Origin of the sequence: Streptomyces sp. NPDC002896, assembly GCF_040295225.1 — a bacterium.
Taxonomy (GTDB): domain Bacteria; phylum Actinomycetota; class Actinomycetes; order Streptomycetales; family Streptomycetaceae; genus Streptomyces.
In genome coordinates this window covers 113,797-130,983 of the sequence record NZ_JBEOVA010000024.1, presented here as the reverse complement: position 1 = coordinate 130,983, position 17,187 = coordinate 113,797, and the positions used below count along the sequence as shown (strand labels likewise).

The following is a 17,187-nucleotide window of genomic DNA, read 5'->3' as shown; positions in this document are numbered from 1 at the left end:
GCGGCGCCCACGAGCTGAACAAGACCACTGGCGCCGAGTTCCTGCGGGCGCCCAGCAGCTCCTGGCCGTAGGCGACGTCGCAGAGCGGTTCCGTGCAGCGGGCTGCTTGTGGTCATGATGCGTCGTGTATCCAGTCATCGGATGTGTGCGGGGTGCCCTCTCGCCCGGCTGCGTCCGGTCGCCGCGGCTCATCGCATCACCGGTGGCTGGCTGGGCTGCGCGGCTTGTTGCTGACCGCCCGAGTCCAGCCGCCGCCCCTTGGTCTCTGGCAGCAGCAGCGCGGCACCCAGGAACATCAGCGCGCCCACGGTCGACACCACACCCATACCGCGCTGCAGGTCGCCGGAGGCGACCAGCGGAACGGCGACAGGTGAGAGGGCGGACAGGCCGCGGCCGAACATGTAGGTCGTGGACACCCCCGTGGCTCTCACGCGGGTGGGGAAGCTCTCGGAGAGCCATGCTCCGAACAGCGAGGCGCACGAGGTGCCGCAGCTCCACATGAAGAACAGCCAGAAGATGACCCAGGTCCAGATCGACCCGGGGAAGGGCGCTGCGTCGTTGCCGGAGAGCCACAGCAGGCCGAGCGACGCCAGCAGGAGTACCAGGATCGGTGTCACCGAGGCGGTCCGTCGGCCGATGCGGTCGCCCCACAGCCCGCACGCGATCTTGATCGGGATGACGACCCACACGGCGAAGGTGTTCACCTGCTGCCAGATGCTCGGCGGCTGATCGTAGGTGTCCGCGATGAGCGACGGCATGAAGGAGGTCACGCCGTAGTAGGCCACCATGTACCCGCCCACCAGCAGGAAGCCGAGGATCCAGGTACGCCGCACCGGCTTGGCCATCAGCGCGCGGAAGGTGGAGCCCTCTTCCTGGGGCGGCAGCAGCCGCTCTCTGCGCTTGCGGTCGTACTCCTTCCACAGGAGTGATTCGGGCATCCAGATTCTGATGAAGACGCAGAGCACCACCGGCAGAGCGCCGCTGATCAGCACCCATCGCCAACCGGACGGGCCCTGTGCCCCGATGATGGCCGCCGCTACAAGGCCGGCGCCGACGCTGCCCAGCGGAAGACAGCTCTGGATGACTGCGGATCCCAGACCACGGCGCTTCTTCCAGGCTTCGTTGAACAAGGCCATCCCGACGCCCCATTCACCGCCCAGACCAATGCCGGTGATGAAGCGGAACAGCAGCAGGGACCAGAAGTCCCAGGCGGTCCCGGACAGCAACGCGCCGACGGAGAACAGGGCGATGCTCCAGAAGAGCCCCGACTTCCTGCCGATCCGGTCCGAGAGCCAACCGAAGAGCAGCCCACCCACCACAGAGGCGAACAACTGCGAGGAGAGAATCAGGCTGGCCTCACCCGCGGTGAGGCCGAGATCCTGCTTGAGCGACGGCAAAATGAACGGCAGGATCAGCATGTTGTAGCCGTCGGTCGCATAACCGAGCATGGCGGAGATGAGAATCACTGCGAGCTGGCGTCTGCTGTATTCCTGTGAGGCGGGTTTTCCATTCGACATGGCACTTCTTTCTCGCGACGGAAACATCCGGGAAACATTGCCCGGATGGGCGCGGAGAGCGCAGAGAGGTAAAGTCCAGCGCAAGGTGTTTCGAGGAATGTAGAGCGAATCCTGGCGAGGGCCAATACGATGCTTGCTATCGGTCGTATAGGCCCCAGCTATCGGATGGTTCCGGGCGCGGCCCATCACAGTGAGCCATAGCCTCCTGCTATCCGAGTCCTAGGACATCGCTTATCGCCAGTAGCGGCCTCGTGCCGCTTGGATCAGTCGCATGGCAGTCACACCACGGCTCGACCCCCAGCGCATCGTCATCGCAATCACCGGGGCGTCCGGTGCCGTCTACGGCATACGGGCACTGCACATGCTCCGCGCCAACCCCGGGGTGGAGACCCACCTCGTGGTCACCAGGGCAGGCCGAGCGACCATCAGCTATGAGACGGACCACTCTCTCGCCGAGGTCAAGGCCCTCGCGGACCATGTGCACTCGGACCAGGATCTCGGCGCGGCGATCTCCAGCGGGTCGTTCATCACTACAGGCATGCTCATCGCACCGTGCAGCGTCAAGACCCTGTCAGGCATAGCGAACAGCTACGACGAGACCCTGACGGTCCGCGCCGCCGACGTGACGCTCAAGGAACGACGCAGGTTGGTGCTGCTGCTTCGCGAGACCCCGCTGCACGCCGGACACCTGAGGCTGATGTCCGAGGTCACAGCTTCCGGAGCGATCGTCCTTCCTCCAGTGCCCGCGTTCTACACCCGGCCGAAGAGCATCGACGACATCGTGGACCACTCCGTCGGACGCGCCCTGGACCTGCTCGGCTTCTCCCCGGACGACCTGCCGCGTTGGACGGAAGAACGCTCTCCCCGCTGACCCCGTCTTCCGCAGGCGCCGCATGGGCCTTCTTCGATCTCCCGTTTGTCAACAGAACATTGACGCTTCATGTCGACATGTTGTATGCAACGTAGACCGACATGGAGATGAGGTGAAACGGGTGCAGCTGCATCAGCTTCGCTACGCCGTCGCGATCGCGGAGGAAGGAAGCTTCACTCGTGCTGCGACCAAGCTCTACCTGGCCCAACCGTCGCTGTCCGTGCAGATCCGCAAGCTGGAGCAGGAACTCGGGGTCCGGCTGTTCGAGCGGCTCGGCCGCAGCGCCGTGCCCACCAGCAGCGGCGAACTGTTCCTGGTGCATGCCCGGCGGATCCTCGCCGAGGTGGACCGCCTGCATGCCCAGATGGAAGAGATCAAGAACCTCAAACGGGGGCGGGTGGCACTCGGCGTACTGCCCAGTGTCGGCACCCAGCTACTACCCGACGTCCTCACCGCGTACCACCAGCAGCATCCCGGGGTGGATCTGGTTCTGATGGAACGTGACACGTACGGCTCCGTCGAGTTCGAGCGCCGGGTGCACCAGGGAGAACTGGATATCGCCGTTGTACGGCTGCCAGTCGTCCAGCCCGGCCTTGCGACCAGGCCTCTCATCCGGGAGCCCCTGTTCGCCATGCTGCCCCCAGGGCATCCGCTCGCCGGTGCAGCAGGTGTCAGCCTCGCTGATCTGGCCGACGAGACCTTCGTCGCACTGCCCGCCGGCAACGGGCTGAGGGACCTGATGGACGCGGTGTGCGCGAGGGCGGGCTTCACCCCGAAGATTTCGGTCGAGACCAGCCATTTGCCCATCATGTGGAGCATGGTGCAATCCGGCCTCGGTATCGCATTGCTCCCTCGACTCGCAGCAGCTGAACAAAGGAACCGAGTTCTGGTTACCGACCCCTACGCGGAGCGAGAGTTGGGGGTGATCTATCGCTCCACGGAATCACTTTCGCCCTCTGCCGAGATCTTCCTCGATCTCTTGCTGAGGTTCGCCGCCTCCCATTCCGATCACTGGCCTGGCGCGCTCGTGGAGGAAACAACCCCGAGCGTTGCTCGGAGCGTTACCCAGTAAGGCGCCGACTCCGGTCCCGCCGTCACGGAACCTATAGCCTTCGCCTATGCGCAGGTAGTCAGGTCCTTGTTGATCGCCGCAATCTCGTTCGCAATCATTTTTCCGACGGGCGGAAGCCACAGGAAAAGGAACGAGAGGGATACACGCGATGAGCCGTAATGTGCCCGACAAGCACGCTGTCGATCTCAGCTTCCGGTCGGCCCTTGACCGCCTCCGCGCCGCTGGGCGGCTGGAGTCGATGCCTCCGGGGTGCTCGACCGAGTTCGAGGTCTCCGGCCTGATGAAGACGAAAGACGGCGACAAGGCCTTGGTGTTTCCGGAGGTTGCCGGTCACGACTTGCCCATAGTCGGGAACATCCTTGCCAGTGAACGCAACTGCGAGGCGGCTTTCGGTACCGATCGTGCGGGTATCCGCCGCCTGGTCTCCCGCGGACTGGCCGAGAACCTCGAACCTGAAGTCGTCAGCGATGGCCCGGTCCGCCAGGTGAAGGTCTTCGACGACATCGACCTCGGCTCCGCCCTTCCGGCACTGACCCACGCACCCGGGGATGCAGGGCGTTACATCACCGCCGGATTGGTCATTGCTCGGCATCCTCACACCGGTGTCTACAACGCCTCATATCATCGTATGCAGCTCATCGAGGGAAACCGTACGGCGATTCAGATGGATCTCGGGCGGCATCTACGGAGCGCCTGGGAGGCCGCCCGCAGTAACGGAGATGACCTTCCCATCGCCGTAGTGATCGGCCCTGACCTCTCACTGCTCTACGCGGCGGCTGTGATGGGTTCGCAGATGCCCGAATCCAAGGACGAGTTGGCGGCTGCTGGCGCTATGCAGGGAAGCTCACTCAAGGTCCTGAAGGGCCTCACACAGGACGTGTTGGTGCCGGCGAACTCCGAAATTGCCCTGGAAGGCCGGATCTCCGCCACTGACGCGGTGCATGAAGGGCCTTTCGGTGAGTTCGTGGGCTACCACTCCAGTGCCGGACTTGCGCCCGTGGTGCATTTCACCGCGTTGACCCGTCGCCGAGAGGCGATCTACCATGCGATCAATGGTGCTGGCCGCGAAACCGTCATGCTGCGGAAACATGCCCTTGAGACCAGTGCTCTGGGTGTGCTCCAGTCGGCGGTCCCGATCGTCAAGGACGTCTGCATGACTGCGGGTGGGCTGCACCGTTTCCACTTGAATGTTGCTGTGCGCAAGGACTCCTCCGCCCACGACGGCCTGCAACGTAACGCGGCTCTCGCGGCATTCGGGGCGCTCAAGGACCTCGTCCGAGTGGTCGTCGTGGACGATGACATCGACATCCACTCCGAGGTCGACGTCGAGTACGCGATTGCCACCCGCGTGGACGCGGCGAAGGATCTCGTCACCATTCCGGGAGCGCGAGGACACGAATACATCAGAGTGTCGGACGTTGGTGTTGGCACAAAGTGGCTGATTGACGCCACGGTGCCGTTCGCTGAACGCGATCGTTTTCGTCGGATCGCCTTCCGATCCTGTTGACTGAGCCTTCGCCGAACCAGCCTACGAGGGCATCGCGGGCTCGTGCCGCAATATGCGTGTCCCCGCGTCCTTGGGCCGCGCGGGACCAGATCGTGACGTAAACCTCGTGGTGGCGGGCGGACTCCACGTCGATGTCGATCTGGTAAAGGCCGCTGGCGTGATGCTGTCCCCGGTGCTGATGGCCCTGCCTCCACTCGCCCGCCTGGGACGGGCGCTTCCGACTCCGCAGGATGCGCCGCCGACGGCCACCCTGCCTCGGTAGTTGGCGGCCGTTAACTGGGAAGGCGACGTATTCAACGATGACTCGATCTGCTCCGGATCGGCGATGGGTGCGGGCAGCGGGCGTAACGGGGCTGCGTTCGCGATGCCCTGGTGTGGCCGATGGCCGTTGTAGAACTGTTCGAACTCGCGCAGGGCGTGGAGCAGATGGTGCTGGTTCCAGATCAAGGTCCGGTCCAGCAGTTCGCGGCGGCAGGTCTGCACCCATCGTTCCGCGATTGAGTTCATCCTCGGCATCTGGACGCCGCTGAGCACGACCTCGATGCCCGCGTCTCTGAGACTGCGTCGAACAGGCCGGGGAACTTCCCGTCGCGATCCCGGATCAGAAACCGGGCCTGGCAGCCCGCGTCCTCGAGGTCCATGACGAGATTCTTCGCGGCTTGCGGCACCCACGAGGAGGTCGGGTGCGCGGTCGCGCCCAGAACCCGGATACGGCGACTGCCGTGCTCGATAACGGCGAAGACGTACATACGCACCCCGGACAGGGTGACCGTTTCCAGGAAGTCGCAGGCGAGCAGGGCGTCGGCCTGGGAGCGAAGGAAGTCGGCCCACGTGCTGGAAGCCCGTTCGGGTGCCGGATCGGTGCCGGCCTCCTTGAGGATCTCCCAGACGGTGGATGCGGCCACCTTCACTCCCAGAACAAGTAGTTCGCCGTGGACCCGTCGGTACCCCCAGCCGGGATTCTCCTTCGCCAGGCGCAGCACCAGAGCGCGGACTGAGCGCACGGTCCGAGGCCGTCCCGGGCGCTTCGGCCGGGAGGCGGCAGCATGGCGGCGTGCGACCAGGTCGCGATGCCAGCGCAGCACGGTGTCAGGTCGCACCAGCAGCCGCACTCTCCGCCGGCAATCCAACGGCAGCCGGTGCAGTAGCGCCGCGAGAAACGCTCGATCACGCGGCGTGAACCGCGCCTTCTCCTTACCGAGTTGGCGTTCCAGCACAGTGATCTGGTGGCGGAGGGCAAGAATCTCGGAGTCTTTGGCCCGGTTCACTCATCGATGGCAGGCGAAGCAGGGCGAACGTGTTCGCCACACCCAGGTACGCCAGTCTCAGCAGCACGGTCGACCACCGTGCCACGGCGATCACTAGTCACGCGAGACTCCCCAGCTCGGGTGGTCGCGGACAACATCCGCGACCACCCGGCACACCAGCTCCCAACTGCGGGGATGGGGATTCGGCAAGGGCAGGGCTGGCGCCCGGGCGGGGCCGCCGTCACCGCGGACTGAGGACGCCTTCGGCCTTTCCTCACGGGCATGACGCCCGGATTCCCGGTGCACGGCCACCGGAAGACGAATGGTGCCTTCGCCCGCCCCTGAAGGGCGGCGGGCGAAGGCACCATTACGGGCGGAGGCACCAGGCGGCAGCCTGGTGCCTCCGGCGGTGTCCGCCGTTACGCGGTGGCCGGGAGTCCGGCGAGGACGTGGTCGCGGAAGGTGTTGCGCAGGCGCACGCCCTCCCGCTCGATGACCACGTCGGCGGCGGGGCCCGGCTCGGCCTTGATGAGGATGAGCGCGGTGTCACCAGGGGTGAGGAGCAGGTTCCGCGCCGCGGGGAAGTCCTCCTTCGACTCGACGGTGAGGGTGCGCCGGATGCCGAAGCCGCGCGCTACCTCCGCCAGGTCGGTGACGGTGTCCGTCGCGGTCACCTGATTGCCGGTGAGCCCCCAGCGGCCGTTGTCGACGACAACGATCCGCAGGTTCTGCGGGTTCTGGACGGCGATCGTCGCCAGCGTGCCGATGTTCATCAGCAGTTCGCCGTCGCCGGTCACCACGAGGGTCTCGCGGTCGGGGCGGGCGAGTGCCAGGCCGAGTCCGACCGAGGCGGCCGCGCCCATGACACCGTCCATCGGGAAGACCCGGGGGTGGTGGTCGGTGATGTACGCGAGGTCGTTGGCGGCACTACCCAGGCCTGTGACGACCAGCCGGTCGTCGGTGCCTTCGAGGAGAGTGGCGAGTGTGGTGGTGCGTTCGAGCATCGGATCCCCTTAGAACTTCTTGGCACCGAGCAGGCGCTGAGTGAGCAGTACGGCCACGGAACGCCCGCCGCGGTTCACCATGCCGAGTGCCGCCTCGACGGTCCTACTGACGTCCTCCGGCGCGTCGGTGCGCAGCGTGATCAGGCCCATCGCCTGCAAAGTCGGCTCGACGGCCTGCCCCATGGCGAACTGCCAGGGGTTCTGCTCGCCGTAGTCGCCGCGCATGGTGACCAGGGTCAGGAACGGGATCTGGCAGTGCTGGATCAGCGAGAGGAAGTTGATGGTGTTCCCGACGCCGCTGGACTGCATCAGCAGCACCCCTTGCTCGCCGCCGAAGTACGCCCCGGCCACGACACCGACGCCCTCCTCCTCGGTCGAGAGCGGGATCGCGTGGACCTCGGGGTCTTCGAGCGCGGTGTCGATGAGGTGGCGGTGCCCGGCGTCGGGTACATAGGCGAACTGGGTGATCCCGTGTTCGCGCAGGAGCCGGTAGAGGTCTTCCTGCCAGGTGGGGGAGGCGACCGTCGTCATCACGCCACCGCCTTGGGGGTCGGCCGGGCGGAGCGCCGCGCGCGCTCGCGTTCACCCTGATGTGTCTTGCTCATTGCGTTCTCCTCTTGGTGGCACCCTGCGCTGTGCTCCAGGAACTGGAGCGTGGAGCATCGAGGTGGGATGGAATCGTATTACGATATTACGTTAATGCTGTGCAGGCGATCGCGTTCCGGTCGGTGTCGTGTCAGTTCTTGTCGGTGCTGTGCCTGCGTCCCTGCTCGAAAACACCTCCGATCACGACCAGGACGCCGAGGCCGACGAGGATGACCGACACGCCGACCGTGGAGTTCGTGGGTGACGAGGTGACGAGCCCCAGTGCGGCGAGCGGGACCACGGCGCCCGCGAGTGCGGCGCCGAGTTCTCGCGCGGTCCCCACACCGGTCGACCGCACCTCTGTCGGGAACTGCCTGCTCAGCAGTGAGCCCTGGGCGGCGAAGATCATCGGGCTCACGACGCCGGCGCCGAGGCCGACCCCGAGGATGATCGCCCACGTGTGCCCGTACTTGAGCAGCCAGAGGAACGGGAAGGCGAGGGCGATCGACAGGGCGCCGCCGATGATGTTCACTCGCTTGCTGCTGATCGCATCGCTCAACCGGCCGAAGAACGGGATGACGACAATCGCGATCAGTGCGGCGATCAGCACCGCGGTCGAGCTCGCGTTCGCGCCGACGCCCTGGAACTCCGTGAGGTAGGCGACCGAGAAGGTTTTGTAGATGTAGGTGAGCGCGCTGTAGCCGAGGGCGATCGCGAACACCACGAGCGCCGCCCGCCAGTGCGTGCGGAGTACGTCGACGAACTTCACCTCCTGTGCCTTCTCCTTGTCCGCCTCGTAGGCAGGTGTCTCGGGTACGATCTGGCGGATCCACACTCCGACGCCGACGAGCACGATGCTCAGGATGAAGGGGATGCGCCATCCGCCGGCGAGGAGGAACTTGTCTCCATTGAGCGTCAAGAGGGTGATGCTCAACGAAGAGAGCACGACTCCGATGTTCAGGCCGAGTGCCGGCCATGCGCCCTGTGATCCGCGCCTTCCCGGGCGGGCATGCTCGTAGGAGACGACGGCCGCGCCCGCGAACTCGGCTCCGGCTCCCATCCCCTGCACGACACGCAGCACGACGAGCAGGATGGGAGCCCAGATGCCGATCTGGGCGTATCCCGGAAGGAGGCCGATGCCCGTCGTCGCGACGCCCATCATCGTGAAGGTGACCACGAGCATGTTCTTGCGCCCGATACGGTCACCGATCCGTCCGAAGACGATCCCGCCGATCGGCCGTGCGATGAAACCCACGGCGAAGGTCGCGAACGACTGCAACGTCGCGGTCTGACTGTCGCCGCCGGGGAAGAACACCTTCCCGAACACGATGGAAGCCATCGTGGCGTAGAGGTAGAAGTCGAACCATTCGACCGTGGTCCCCACGATTGCTGCCGTCGCGACTCGACGGACCCGCGTGCGCTCTTCCTTCGACGTCTCCTGAGGGGCGTCGGCGGTGACGCTGTCCTGCACATCCACGTCAGTACCTCATTCTCTTTCGTGATCCATGCACGGCGTCGGACGGATCTGGCTGCGGCGTGGCAGCCCCGATGCTCGATGAACCCGGGGCCGGTGCTCAGCACACAGGGCCCCGGGATCTGTTGCCGTGAGTGCGGTGCCCGCCCCGCGATGGCGCGGCCACGGAACGTGCCGCGCATACGCACGCCGTCACGGTCGACGACGCCGGCAGCGGGGCCTGCGGCAACCTCCGCCATGAGGCCGTATCGCCATGGCGGAGAACGACCTCCCGAGCTCAGACAGACCGGACTCGACTGTCCTGCTTGCCAGTGGGATGGGCGTGACCTGCACAAGGGGATTTCCGGTGCCGCTCCGCACATCAGTCGCGATGGGATCCGTGAGCGACTCTCATACGGTATTACCGTATGAGAGCTTGAGCAATTCATGGAACGGTAACTTTTTGGTAGCGCGCCTGCCGTCCACCGAGGGGAGATGCCAAGCGCCCTCCGTCAGGGTGTTCTTGGCCCCACCCGGACATCCGGATGGGGCCAAGAACACCCTGACGGAGGGCGCGAGGGTGTTCCGCCGAGGCCCCACCGTGGGCCGAACATGGTTCCTTCGGAGCGTCAGGCGGCTGCGTCGTCGGCCGAGGGCAGCTCGAAGGAGGTGATGGTCCTGGTCTCGAGGTTCGGGAGGATCCTTCCTGCCCCGATCTCCACGAAGTGCGGTGCCTGTCGGTGCAGTTCGAAGTCCTCGGGACCGCGGTAGGTCTCGAGGATGACGACCTGCCGGTCGTCCTCGATCCCGCGGAAGAACTCGTAGGAGAGGTTGCCCGGCTCCTGGCGACTGGCGGTGGCCAGCTCCGTCAGCGCGTCGAGGACGCCCTCGGTGGCGCCGGGCTTCGTCCGGTAGCGGGCGATGACGTGGAAAGTACCGCTCATGATCCTTCTTCCTGAAGGGCCGGGGGCCCGGTGATGACGACGCCGCGGCCTTCAGGCAGTTGTGGGCACTGGGGGAAACGGGTCAGGACGTCCGCGTCGTGTCCCGGTACCACGATGAGCGCGTTGCCGGACGCTTCGTTGCGAATGGCCTCGAAGGCGGCGTACATGGCGGGCAGGTCGCTCACCGCGGTGAACGGCATGTCCCGCTCGAGCTCCTCGTAGAAGTGAACCGCGTCCGAGGCGAGCAGAACGGGGGCGCCTGCTGCGGAAACGCGCACCACGGCCTGGCCCGGTGTGTGGCCGCCCACCTCCTCGACACGGATCCCCGGCGCGAGATCCAGGATTCCCGAGAACAGGCGCAGTCGGCCCTCGGCCTCGGCGCGGCGCAGCACGTCGATCTCGTCGGGCTCCGAGTAGTAGGAGAACTGCGTGTGGAGGGCCGTCGGCGAGGTCCAGAACGCGTATTCCGAGGCGGTCATGTGGATCCGCGCGCGGGGGAAGAGCCCCAGGTTGCCGATGTGGTCGTAGTGGCCGTGGGTGACGATCACGTCCTCGACGGAGTCCGGATCGATACCCAACTGTCGCAGTGCTTCCGACGGGTGGAGGAGCAGGGTCCGGCCGCGCTTGCGGCCGGCCTGCTCGCTGAAGCCCGTGTCCACGACGACGGTCGAATCAGGGCCCTGGATGATCCAGAAGTAGTAGTCTACGGTCGCGGGCCCGTCCGCCTCCCCATAGAGACGGTAGTTGAGGTAGACGTCGCTGCGCTCCGTCTCCCGTGTGCCGACCCGGACAGCGAGGACGCGGTGATCAGGCAGCGCCATTGCCGCCCTCGTGGACGGTGACGGTGGGCTCGATGCCCTCGGCGTCCACGACCTCGCGCCAGGCCTCGACGCCGGCCTGGAACGCGACGACGCCCGCCTCGGGCAGTGAGATCTCGATTGCCTCGAGGATCTCGGTGGGTGTCAGGCCGAGGTCGAGCGCGACCCGGATGTGGCTCTGAATGTGGCCCTTTGAGGCGCGCATGGCCGTGAGGCTCACGATGAAGATGAGCTCCTTGGTCTTGCGGTCGAGGGTGCGCTGCTGGAGGTAGGCGGCTGAGACCATCTTGTTGGCGGCCTCGAGCACGGGGAAGTCGTGCTTGGCCATCACCTTGTGGTAGTCGAGGACGTAGCCGCGGGTGCGGGCCATGTCGTCGATGTACTGCTGGGCGGTCGCCTCGGTGTTGATCGTTTCGGTGGTCATGGGGATCCTTTCGTGGATGGGGATGTCAGTCGGCTCGCAGCAGCGTGCCGTTGAGCTTCTCGTAGTAGCGCGCGATCTCCGTGTGGTCCGGGCTCGGGGAGTCGAGGACCTCCCGGGCCTTGACCGCGGTCTCGCGGGCCGTGAGGACGATGGGCGCCTGCGAGGACGTGCTCTCAATCAGGCCCTGGGCGATGGTGAGGTCCTTGAGCATGAGGTCCATCGCGAAGCCGGAGTCGAAGGTGCCCGTCAGGATGTGCCGGGGGTATTTGAACTCACTAGCCTGGCTGCGCCCGGTCCCCCCGTTGATCACCTCGAGCATCTTCACCGGGGCGATGCCGACGGCCTTGGCGACACTGAGGATCTCGGCCGCGGCGGCGAGGTTGGTTGCAGACAGAAGGTTATGCAGAGCCTTGGCGGCGTGCCCGGTGCCCGGGGGGCCGACATGGACGGTCGAGGCGGCGAGCGGCTCGAGGTGCGGCAGGGCGCGGGCGACGGCGCCGTCCTGCCCGCCGACCATGATGGCCAGCTGACCGGTAACGGCCTTGGCGACACCGCCCGATACCGGTGCGTCCACGTAGTCGATGCCCAGGGAGGCGGCTTCCTTCGCGAGGGCCACGGTGCTCGCCGGCTCCGACGAGCTCATGTCGACGACCAGGGAGCCGGTCGCCAGTCGGGACAGCAGCCCCGGCTCGCTCCGCAGGACCTGCTCGACGATGCGGCTGTTGGGCAGCATGAGGATGACAGTGCGCACCTGGGCCGGGATGCTGTCCAGATCGGCCAGTGCCGTGGCGCCTGCTTCCGCCGCCACCTCGGCAGCGGTCTCCCCATTGACGTCGAAGACGAACAGCTCCCGATCGGGGGCGTAGTTCAACACCATGGGACGGCCCATGTTGCCGAGCCCGATGAACAGGGACGCGCCCTGCTGCTCTGTGTTCACCATGCCGAAGTACCTCCATCAATCGTCAGGACAGAACCCGTAGCGAAACTCGACTCGCGCGAGGCGAGCCACACGATGGCCTCGGCGATCTCCTCCGGCCGGCCCATCCGCTGCATCGGCGCCCGGCCGTTGAGTTCGCCGAGCAGCGCCTGAGGGTCCGGGGACTGGTCGATCATCTTCGCGAAGTAGGGCGAGTTCACGGTCCCCGGCGCGACGGCGTTGACGCGGATTCCTTGCCCGACGTGGTCGAGTGCCATCGCCCGGGTGAGCGCGGACACGGCTCCCTTGGAGGCGACGTAGGCTGCGCGGTCGGGAATTCCCACGGCGGCGGTGTAGGACGAGGTGTTCACGATGCGTCCCTCGCCGGTCTTGGCGAGCTCGGGGATGCAGTGCTTGGAACAGAGGAAGACGCCCTTGACGTTGACGGCCATGAGCTGGTCCCAGCTGTCCTCGTCGATCTCGAGGACAGTGCCGGGGAAGCCGAAGCCGGCGTTGTTGCACAGCACGTCGATGCGACCGAAGGCGTCGACGACACTGATGACCATCGCGCGGACGCTCGCGGAGTCGCTGACGTCGGCGGTCACTGCCAGGGCCTTGGGGCCTGCCTTGGCGGCCGTCTCCGCGGCCGCGTCGGCATTGCGGTCGACGACGGCGAGGTTCGCGCCGAGTCTGGCGAAGCGCAGGGCCGCCGCGCGGCCGATGCCGCTGCCGCCTCCCGTGACGATGACCGTCTGGTCGGTGAAGTTCATGCTGTCCTTCCGGTGAAATCGATGATTTGGCGCAGGGCGCGTCCCTCGCGCAACTCGTCCATGGCGTGGTTGACGTCCTCGAGTGCAACGGTGCCGGAGATGAGCCTTTCGACGGGCAGCCGGCCGTCCAGGTACATGGCCGCGTAGGCCGCGATGTCCTTAGAGGGAATGCCCGAGCCCATGTAGGACCCGATGAGCTGGCGTGCCTCCACGACGAGTTCGAGGGGAGATATCTCCAGCCGCGTGCTCGGGCTCGGCAGACCGACGGTGACCGTGCGGCCCCCCGGCTTCGTCAGCGCGATCGCCGTCGAGAGCGCCGCAGGGTGTCCGGCGCATTCGACGACGGCGTCGAACTTCGCACCGGCGGCCACGGCTTCCTCGGGCGAGTACGCGTCGGCCGCGGCGACCTGGACGGCCTTCGCGCACTTGGACGGCTGACTGTCGACGGCGACTACCTCGGCGGCTCCGAGCGATCGGGCCACGAGAGCGGCTGCCAGGCCAACGCCTCCCATGCCGACGACGGCGCAGGTTTCTCCGGCGCGCAGCCGGGCGGCATTCATCACGGCGCCGCCACCCGTCAGCACGGCGCACCCCAGGAGCGCGGCGACCTCGGCCGGAACGCTCGAGGGCACCGGGACCACGGAATGGCTGTCGACGACGGCGTACTCGGCGAATGCCGAGACTCCGCCGTGGTGGTCGACGGGCACACCCTGGTGGCGGAGCCGCCGGGATCCACGCAACAGGGTCCCGGCAGCATTTGCCCTTGTGCCCTCGATGCAAAGTGCCCCGCTCGAAGTGCAGGCGGGGCACCTGCCGCACCGCGGCATGAACGTCATGCTCACGCGTTGGCCCACTTCCAGGCCGGCGCACCCGTCTCCGAGCTGTTCGACGACTCCGGCCCCCTCGTGGCCGAGTACCAGCGGGACCGCGCACTGCCGGGCCCCGCTGACACGCGCCAGATCCGAGTGGCACACGCCCGCGGCCTCCATGCGCACCAACAGTTCTCCCGGGCCCGGAGGATCCAGCTCCAGGTCCGTGACATTGATGGGTGCCGATTCGCTCCACGGCACAGCGGCCCCGACTCTCTCCAGGACCGCCGCTCTGAACTTCATCGTCCTTCTCCACTCCCCCCGAGGAAACGTCGTGCGGTTCGAGGAAACCGAGCTGATCGAGTATTATCGTAATATGATGATGGAGTCCAGTCCCGACCGCACGGGCAGCGCGTATGATTACTGACTCGCGAGAGGAGCAGAGTGTCAGCCGACGCAATCCGACGGACCGCAGCACCCCTCCGGCAGGAGGTGGTGACCGCACTCCGCCGTGCCATCGTCACGTCCGAGTTCAAGCCCGGAGGCCGACTCATCGAGACGGTCCTGTGTGAGAAGTACTCCGTGAGCCGGACCGTGATCCGCGAGGCGCTCCGCCAACTCGAGTCCGAGGGGTTGGTGGCCATGGTTCCCAACCGCGGCCCCGAGGTCGCCACGCTCACGCTCCATGACGCGGAGAACCTCTATGAAGTGCGCCGCGCCCTCGAGGCGCTGGCCAGCTCTCTGTTCGCCGAGCGGGCGACCGACGCCCAGTGCGCCGAACTCGTTGCCCAGCTGGGCCATGTGAAGGCGGCTATTGCGGCAGGGGAGCCGGCGGAGCGTCTTGCCGCCAAGGATCGCTACTACGACGTGCTCCTCGACGGCACCGGCAACGAAGAGATCGCCCGCATGCTGCGGTCGGTGAACGCCAGAACCCAGATGCTCCGCGCCCTCTCGCTCAACGCTTCCGGCCGGAGCGAACGCACCATCGCCGAAATCGCCCGGATCACGGCCGCGGCCGCGGTCAACCGCGACCCCGACGAGGCGCGCGCCGCGTGCGAGGAACATGTACGCAACGCCGCCGAAGTGGCCCTGTCCGAGATGCGTAAATCCATGGACTCCTGAGCCGCCATCGCCCAGTCGTAATGTCGCCCCTTCGGCCGAGTCGGCCGAAGGGGCTTCTCCTTGCTCGTGCATCGACCGTTGACGCACGGTATGGCACGACCTACGGTCGCCATACCGTAATACGGTAAGACGGTGGCCGAATCCGGCCCCTGCGTGCCTCGCGGGGCGGCAATTGCGCTCATCGGAGAGGCACCGTCTCATTCCTCCAGGCCGAAGGTTCTCGACATGGATGATTCCGCAGCGACACTGGCGTCGCCCCCGTCACCGATGAAGGTCGCCCTGGCCAGCTTCATCGGCACGACGATCGAGTGGTACGACTACTACATCTTCGGCGCCGCCACAGTGCTGGTGCTCAACAGCCAGTTCTTCCCCGACCTCAGCGCCCTGGCCGGAACGCTGGCCTCATTCGCGACCTTCGCGGTGGCGTTCATCGCTCGTCCGGTCGGCGGGGCGTTCTTCGGGCACTTCGGCGACCGCATCGGGCGAAAGAAGATGCTCGTATGGTCCGTGCTCGCCATGGGCCTGGGCACACTCGCCGTCGGTCTCCTCCCGAACTACGCGACCATCGGGGTCTGGGCGCCCGTCCTGCTGGTTATATGCCGCTTCCTGCAAGGGTTCGCCGTCGGTGGCGAATGGGGCGGGGCCGTCCTCATGTCACTCGAGCATGCTCCCGCGGACAAGAGGGCCTTCTTCTCGAGCTTTCCGCAGGCCGGAGTCCCGGCCGGCACTCTGCTGTCAAGCGGCGCCTTCGCCCTGATCGCGCTCATGCCCGAGTCGGCGCTGCTCTCCTGGGGCTGGCGGATCCCCTTCATCGCCTCGGCCCTGCTGGTTGCCGTCGGACTCTGGATCCGCCTCAAGGTCACTGAGTCCCCGGAGTTCCTTGAGATCAAGGAGAACGACGCGGCGCCCAAGGTCCCCGTCGTGGCCCTGCTCAGGTCGCACAAGCGGAGCCTCGTCCACGGCATGCTCTGCAGCTCAGCGCCCAACATCACCTTCTACATCGCCACCGTCTTCTTCGTCAGCTACGGGCCGAAGGAGCTGGGTCTTCCCTCCAACACCGTCTTCGTCGCCCTTATGATCGCGGCGGGCATCCAGGTCTTCACGCTGCCGCTCTTTGCCCGGTACGCGGACCGGCACAGTCAGAAGCGGCTCCTGTTGATCGGCTGCGTCCTCGTGGGCGTCGGTGCGTTCCCCGTGTTCGCGCTGTTCAACACCGGGACCTTCTGGGGCGTTCTCGCCGCGCTCGTGCTCGCCCTGCCTGTCCTGCACGGGACCTCGTACGGTGTGGTCTCGGGCTTCACCGCCGAGCTGTTCCCGACTCAAGTGCGCTACACGGGCACCTCCCTGTCGTATCAGGTCGGACAGATCATCACCTCCGCCCCCGTGCCGATCGTCGCCACCCTCCTGATCGACCGTTATCACTCGAGCAACGCCGTCGCCCTGTATGTGATCGCCTCAGCCGCCCTGGGGTTCGTCGCCATCGCCACCGCACCGGTCCTGCGCCGGAGCGACAGGACGATGCGGCCCAGCAGCCGTCGAACCGTCAAGGCGACCATCTGACGTCCTGCGACGTCTCCGACGTCCGCTCGCGATGGAGGCGGACGTACGGGGAGCGGCTGTTGCCCGGGCCGGTGATGCCGGGGCAACAGCCGCTCCCCAAGCCCTGCTTGACCGCGATTGGGTGATCGGGGACCCGGCGGAGACGGTCACCTTCAGGCCTGGGGTGCAGAACAGGACCTCCCACACTCCGTCCGAGGCGCAGTTCTGCGCCAGCTCCTCGAGGTTGAACATCTCGCCGAGGGTGAGGCCCATGTTGGGGGTCACCACCTGGTGGAAGAGGATCGTCGTGCCCTCGACCGGGCGCGGCCACACCTCCCCAGAGTGGTTATCCACGGCGAGGGCCGCGACTTCCCGCTCGTACAGCCACTGACAGGTGTCGAGACCAGGCCCAGGCGCGTTGCCGAGGAAGCGCTTGCGGTCCCCTCCAGGAATCATCGGTAGGACGCGGTGCGCAGGAGCACGATGTCGGCTGACGTGACCCGTACGTTCTGGCGTTCCTCCCCGCCAGCAGGTCTGCCCCAGCGATCTCGTACGAGTCCTCCAGCCGGTCCACACCCTTCAGGCGCGC

General features: G+C 66.5%; 15 protein-coding genes and 1 pseudogene. 5 read left to right on the top strand and 11 right to left on the bottom strand.

Annotated features, from left to right (window positions below):
* Nucleotides 1-188: 188 nt before the first annotated feature.
* On the bottom strand, nucleotides 189-1,703 hold the full coding sequence (locus tag ABT009_RS34000) for an MFS transporter (RefSeq protein WP_351303927.1): 1,515 nt from the start codon (nucleotides 1,701-1,703) through the stop codon (nucleotides 189-191).
* 85 nt (nucleotides 1,704-1,788) lie between these two features.
* On the opposite strand from ABT009_RS34000, the gene ABT009_RS33995 reads away from it, so the two are divergent.
* The 3 genes from ABT009_RS33995 to ABT009_RS33985 all read left to right on the top strand — a co-directional run bounded on the left by ABT009_RS33995 (nucleotide 1,789) and on the right by ABT009_RS33985 (nucleotide 4,967).
* Nucleotides 1,789-2,388, top strand: a complete 600-nt coding sequence (locus ABT009_RS33995) for a UbiX family flavin prenyltransferase (RefSeq protein ID WP_351303869.1) — start codon at nucleotides 1,789-1,791, stop codon at nucleotides 2,386-2,388.
* Nucleotides 2,389-2,500: 112 nt separating this feature from the next.
* A complete protein-coding gene (locus ABT009_RS33990) occupies nucleotides 2,501-3,460 on the top strand; it encodes a LysR family transcriptional regulator (protein ID WP_351303866.1) in 960 nt (319 codons plus the stop codon).
* Nucleotides 3,461-3,608: 148 nt separating this feature from the next.
* Entirely contained in the window at nucleotides 3,609-4,967 is a 1,359-nt protein-coding gene (locus ABT009_RS33985) for a UbiD family decarboxylase (protein WP_351303864.1), read from the top strand.
* A gap of 306 nt (nucleotides 4,968-5,273) precedes the next feature.
* Here ABT009_RS33985 and ABT009_RS33980 read toward each other — a convergent pair.
* The 10 genes and pseudogenes from ABT009_RS33980 to ABT009_RS33935 all read right to left on the bottom strand — a co-directional run.
* Nucleotides 5,274-6,302: pseudogene (locus tag ABT009_RS33980) on the bottom strand (integrase core domain-containing protein); the annotation flags it as partial.
* 331 nt (nucleotides 6,303-6,633) lie between these two features.
* On the bottom strand, nucleotides 6,634-7,218 hold the full coding sequence (locus ABT009_RS33975; protein WP_351303861.1) for a thiamine pyrophosphate-dependent enzyme: 585 nt from the start codon (nucleotides 7,216-7,218) through the stop codon (nucleotides 6,634-6,636).
* A 9-nt stretch (nucleotides 7,219-7,227) separates the two neighbouring features.
* A complete protein-coding gene (locus ABT009_RS33970) occupies nucleotides 7,228-7,749 on the bottom strand; it encodes a thiamine pyrophosphate-binding protein (RefSeq protein WP_351303858.1) in 522 nt (173 codons plus the stop codon).
* Between the two features lie 205 nt (nucleotides 7,750-7,954).
* Nucleotides 7,955-9,280: an MFS transporter gene (locus ABT009_RS33965; protein WP_351303856.1), complete on the bottom strand. Its 1,326-nt coding sequence runs from the start codon at nucleotides 9,278-9,280 to the stop codon at nucleotides 7,955-7,957.
* 605 nt (nucleotides 9,281-9,885) lie between these two features.
* Nucleotides 9,886-10,200 (bottom strand): putative quinol monooxygenase, encoded by a 315-nt coding sequence (locus ABT009_RS33960; RefSeq protein ID WP_351303853.1) that lies wholly within the window; start codon nucleotides 10,198-10,200, stop codon nucleotides 9,886-9,888.
* Nucleotides 10,197-11,021 (bottom strand): N-acyl homoserine lactonase family protein, encoded by an 825-nt coding sequence (locus ABT009_RS33955; RefSeq protein WP_351303851.1) that lies wholly within the window; start codon nucleotides 11,019-11,021, stop codon nucleotides 10,197-10,199. Before ABT009_RS33955 ends, ABT009_RS33960 begins: the two co-directional genes overlap by 4 nt.
* A complete protein-coding gene (locus tag ABT009_RS33950) occupies nucleotides 11,008-11,442 on the bottom strand; it encodes a carboxymuconolactone decarboxylase family protein (RefSeq protein ID WP_351303849.1) in 435 nt (144 codons plus the stop codon). Before ABT009_RS33950 ends, ABT009_RS33955 begins: the two co-directional genes overlap by 14 nt.
* A gap of 25 nt (nucleotides 11,443-11,467) precedes the next feature.
* Nucleotides 11,468-12,382, bottom strand: a complete 915-nt coding sequence (locus ABT009_RS33945; protein WP_351303847.1) for an NAD(P)-dependent oxidoreductase — start codon at nucleotides 12,380-12,382, stop codon at nucleotides 11,468-11,470.
* Nucleotides 12,376-13,128 (bottom strand): SDR family oxidoreductase, encoded by a 753-nt coding sequence (locus ABT009_RS33940; RefSeq protein ID WP_351303844.1) that lies wholly within the window; start codon nucleotides 13,126-13,128, stop codon nucleotides 12,376-12,378. Before ABT009_RS33940 ends, ABT009_RS33945 begins: the two co-directional genes overlap by 7 nt.
* Nucleotides 13,125-14,240, bottom strand: a complete 1,116-nt coding sequence (locus tag ABT009_RS33935; RefSeq protein ID WP_351303841.1) for an alcohol dehydrogenase catalytic domain-containing protein — start codon at nucleotides 14,238-14,240, stop codon at nucleotides 13,125-13,127. Before ABT009_RS33935 ends, ABT009_RS33940 begins: the two co-directional genes overlap by 4 nt.
* A gap of 192 nt (nucleotides 14,241-14,432) precedes the next feature.
* Between ABT009_RS33935 and ABT009_RS33930 the strand changes: the two genes are divergently transcribed.
* Complete coding sequence (locus tag ABT009_RS33930; RefSeq protein ID WP_351303838.1) at nucleotides 14,433-15,059, top strand: GntR family transcriptional regulator; 627 nt, start codon at nucleotides 14,433-14,435, stop codon at nucleotides 15,057-15,059.
* 225 nt (nucleotides 15,060-15,284) lie between these two features.
* Nucleotides 15,285-16,619 (top strand): MFS transporter, encoded by a 1,335-nt coding sequence (locus tag ABT009_RS33925; RefSeq protein WP_351303832.1) that lies wholly within the window; start codon nucleotides 15,285-15,287, stop codon nucleotides 16,617-16,619.
* Nucleotides 16,620-17,187: the final 568 nt, after the last annotated feature.

Bases quoted from the DNA above. Each gene is read 5' to 3' on its own strand.
- ABT009_RS34000 (WP_351303927.1), bottom strand. From the start codon at position 1,703: ATGGGCCGCGCCCGGAACCATCCGATAGCTGGGGCCTATACGACCGAT.
- ABT009_RS33995 (WP_351303869.1), top strand. From the start codon at position 1,789: ATGGCAGTCACACCACGGCTCGACCCCCAGCGCATCGTCATCGCAATC.
- ABT009_RS33985 (WP_351303864.1), top strand. From the start codon at position 3,609: ATGAGCCGTAATGTGCCCGACAAGCACGCTGTCGATCTCAGCTTCCGG.
- ABT009_RS33975 (WP_351303861.1), bottom strand. From the start codon at position 7,218: ATGCTCGAACGCACCACCACACTCGCCACTCTCCTCGAAGGCACCGAC.
- ABT009_RS33970 (WP_351303858.1), bottom strand. From the start codon at position 7,749: ATGACGACGGTCGCCTCCCCCACCTGGCAGGAAGACCTCTACCGGCTC.
- ABT009_RS33960 (WP_351303853.1), bottom strand. From the start codon at position 10,200: ATGAGCGGTACTTTCCACGTCATCGCCCGCTACCGGACGAAGCCCGGC.
- ABT009_RS33955 (WP_351303851.1), bottom strand. From the start codon at position 11,021: ATGGCGCTGCCTGATCACCGCGTCCTCGCTGTCCGGGTCGGCACACGG.
- ABT009_RS33950 (WP_351303849.1), bottom strand. From the start codon at position 11,442: ATGACCACCGAAACGATCAACACCGAGGCGACCGCCCAGCAGTACATC.
- ABT009_RS33945 (WP_351303847.1), bottom strand. From the start codon at position 12,382: ATGGTGAACACAGAGCAGCAGGGCGCGTCCCTGTTCATCGGGCTCGGC.
- ABT009_RS33940 (WP_351303844.1), bottom strand. From the start codon at position 13,128: ATGAACTTCACCGACCAGACGGTCATCGTCACGGGAGGCGGCAGCGGC.
- ABT009_RS33935 (WP_351303841.1), bottom strand. From the start codon at position 14,240: ATGAAGTTCAGAGCGGCGGTCCTGGAGAGAGTCGGGGCCGCTGTGCCG.
- ABT009_RS33925 (WP_351303832.1), top strand. From the start codon at position 15,285: ATGGATGATTCCGCAGCGACACTGGCGTCGCCCCCGTCACCGATGAAG.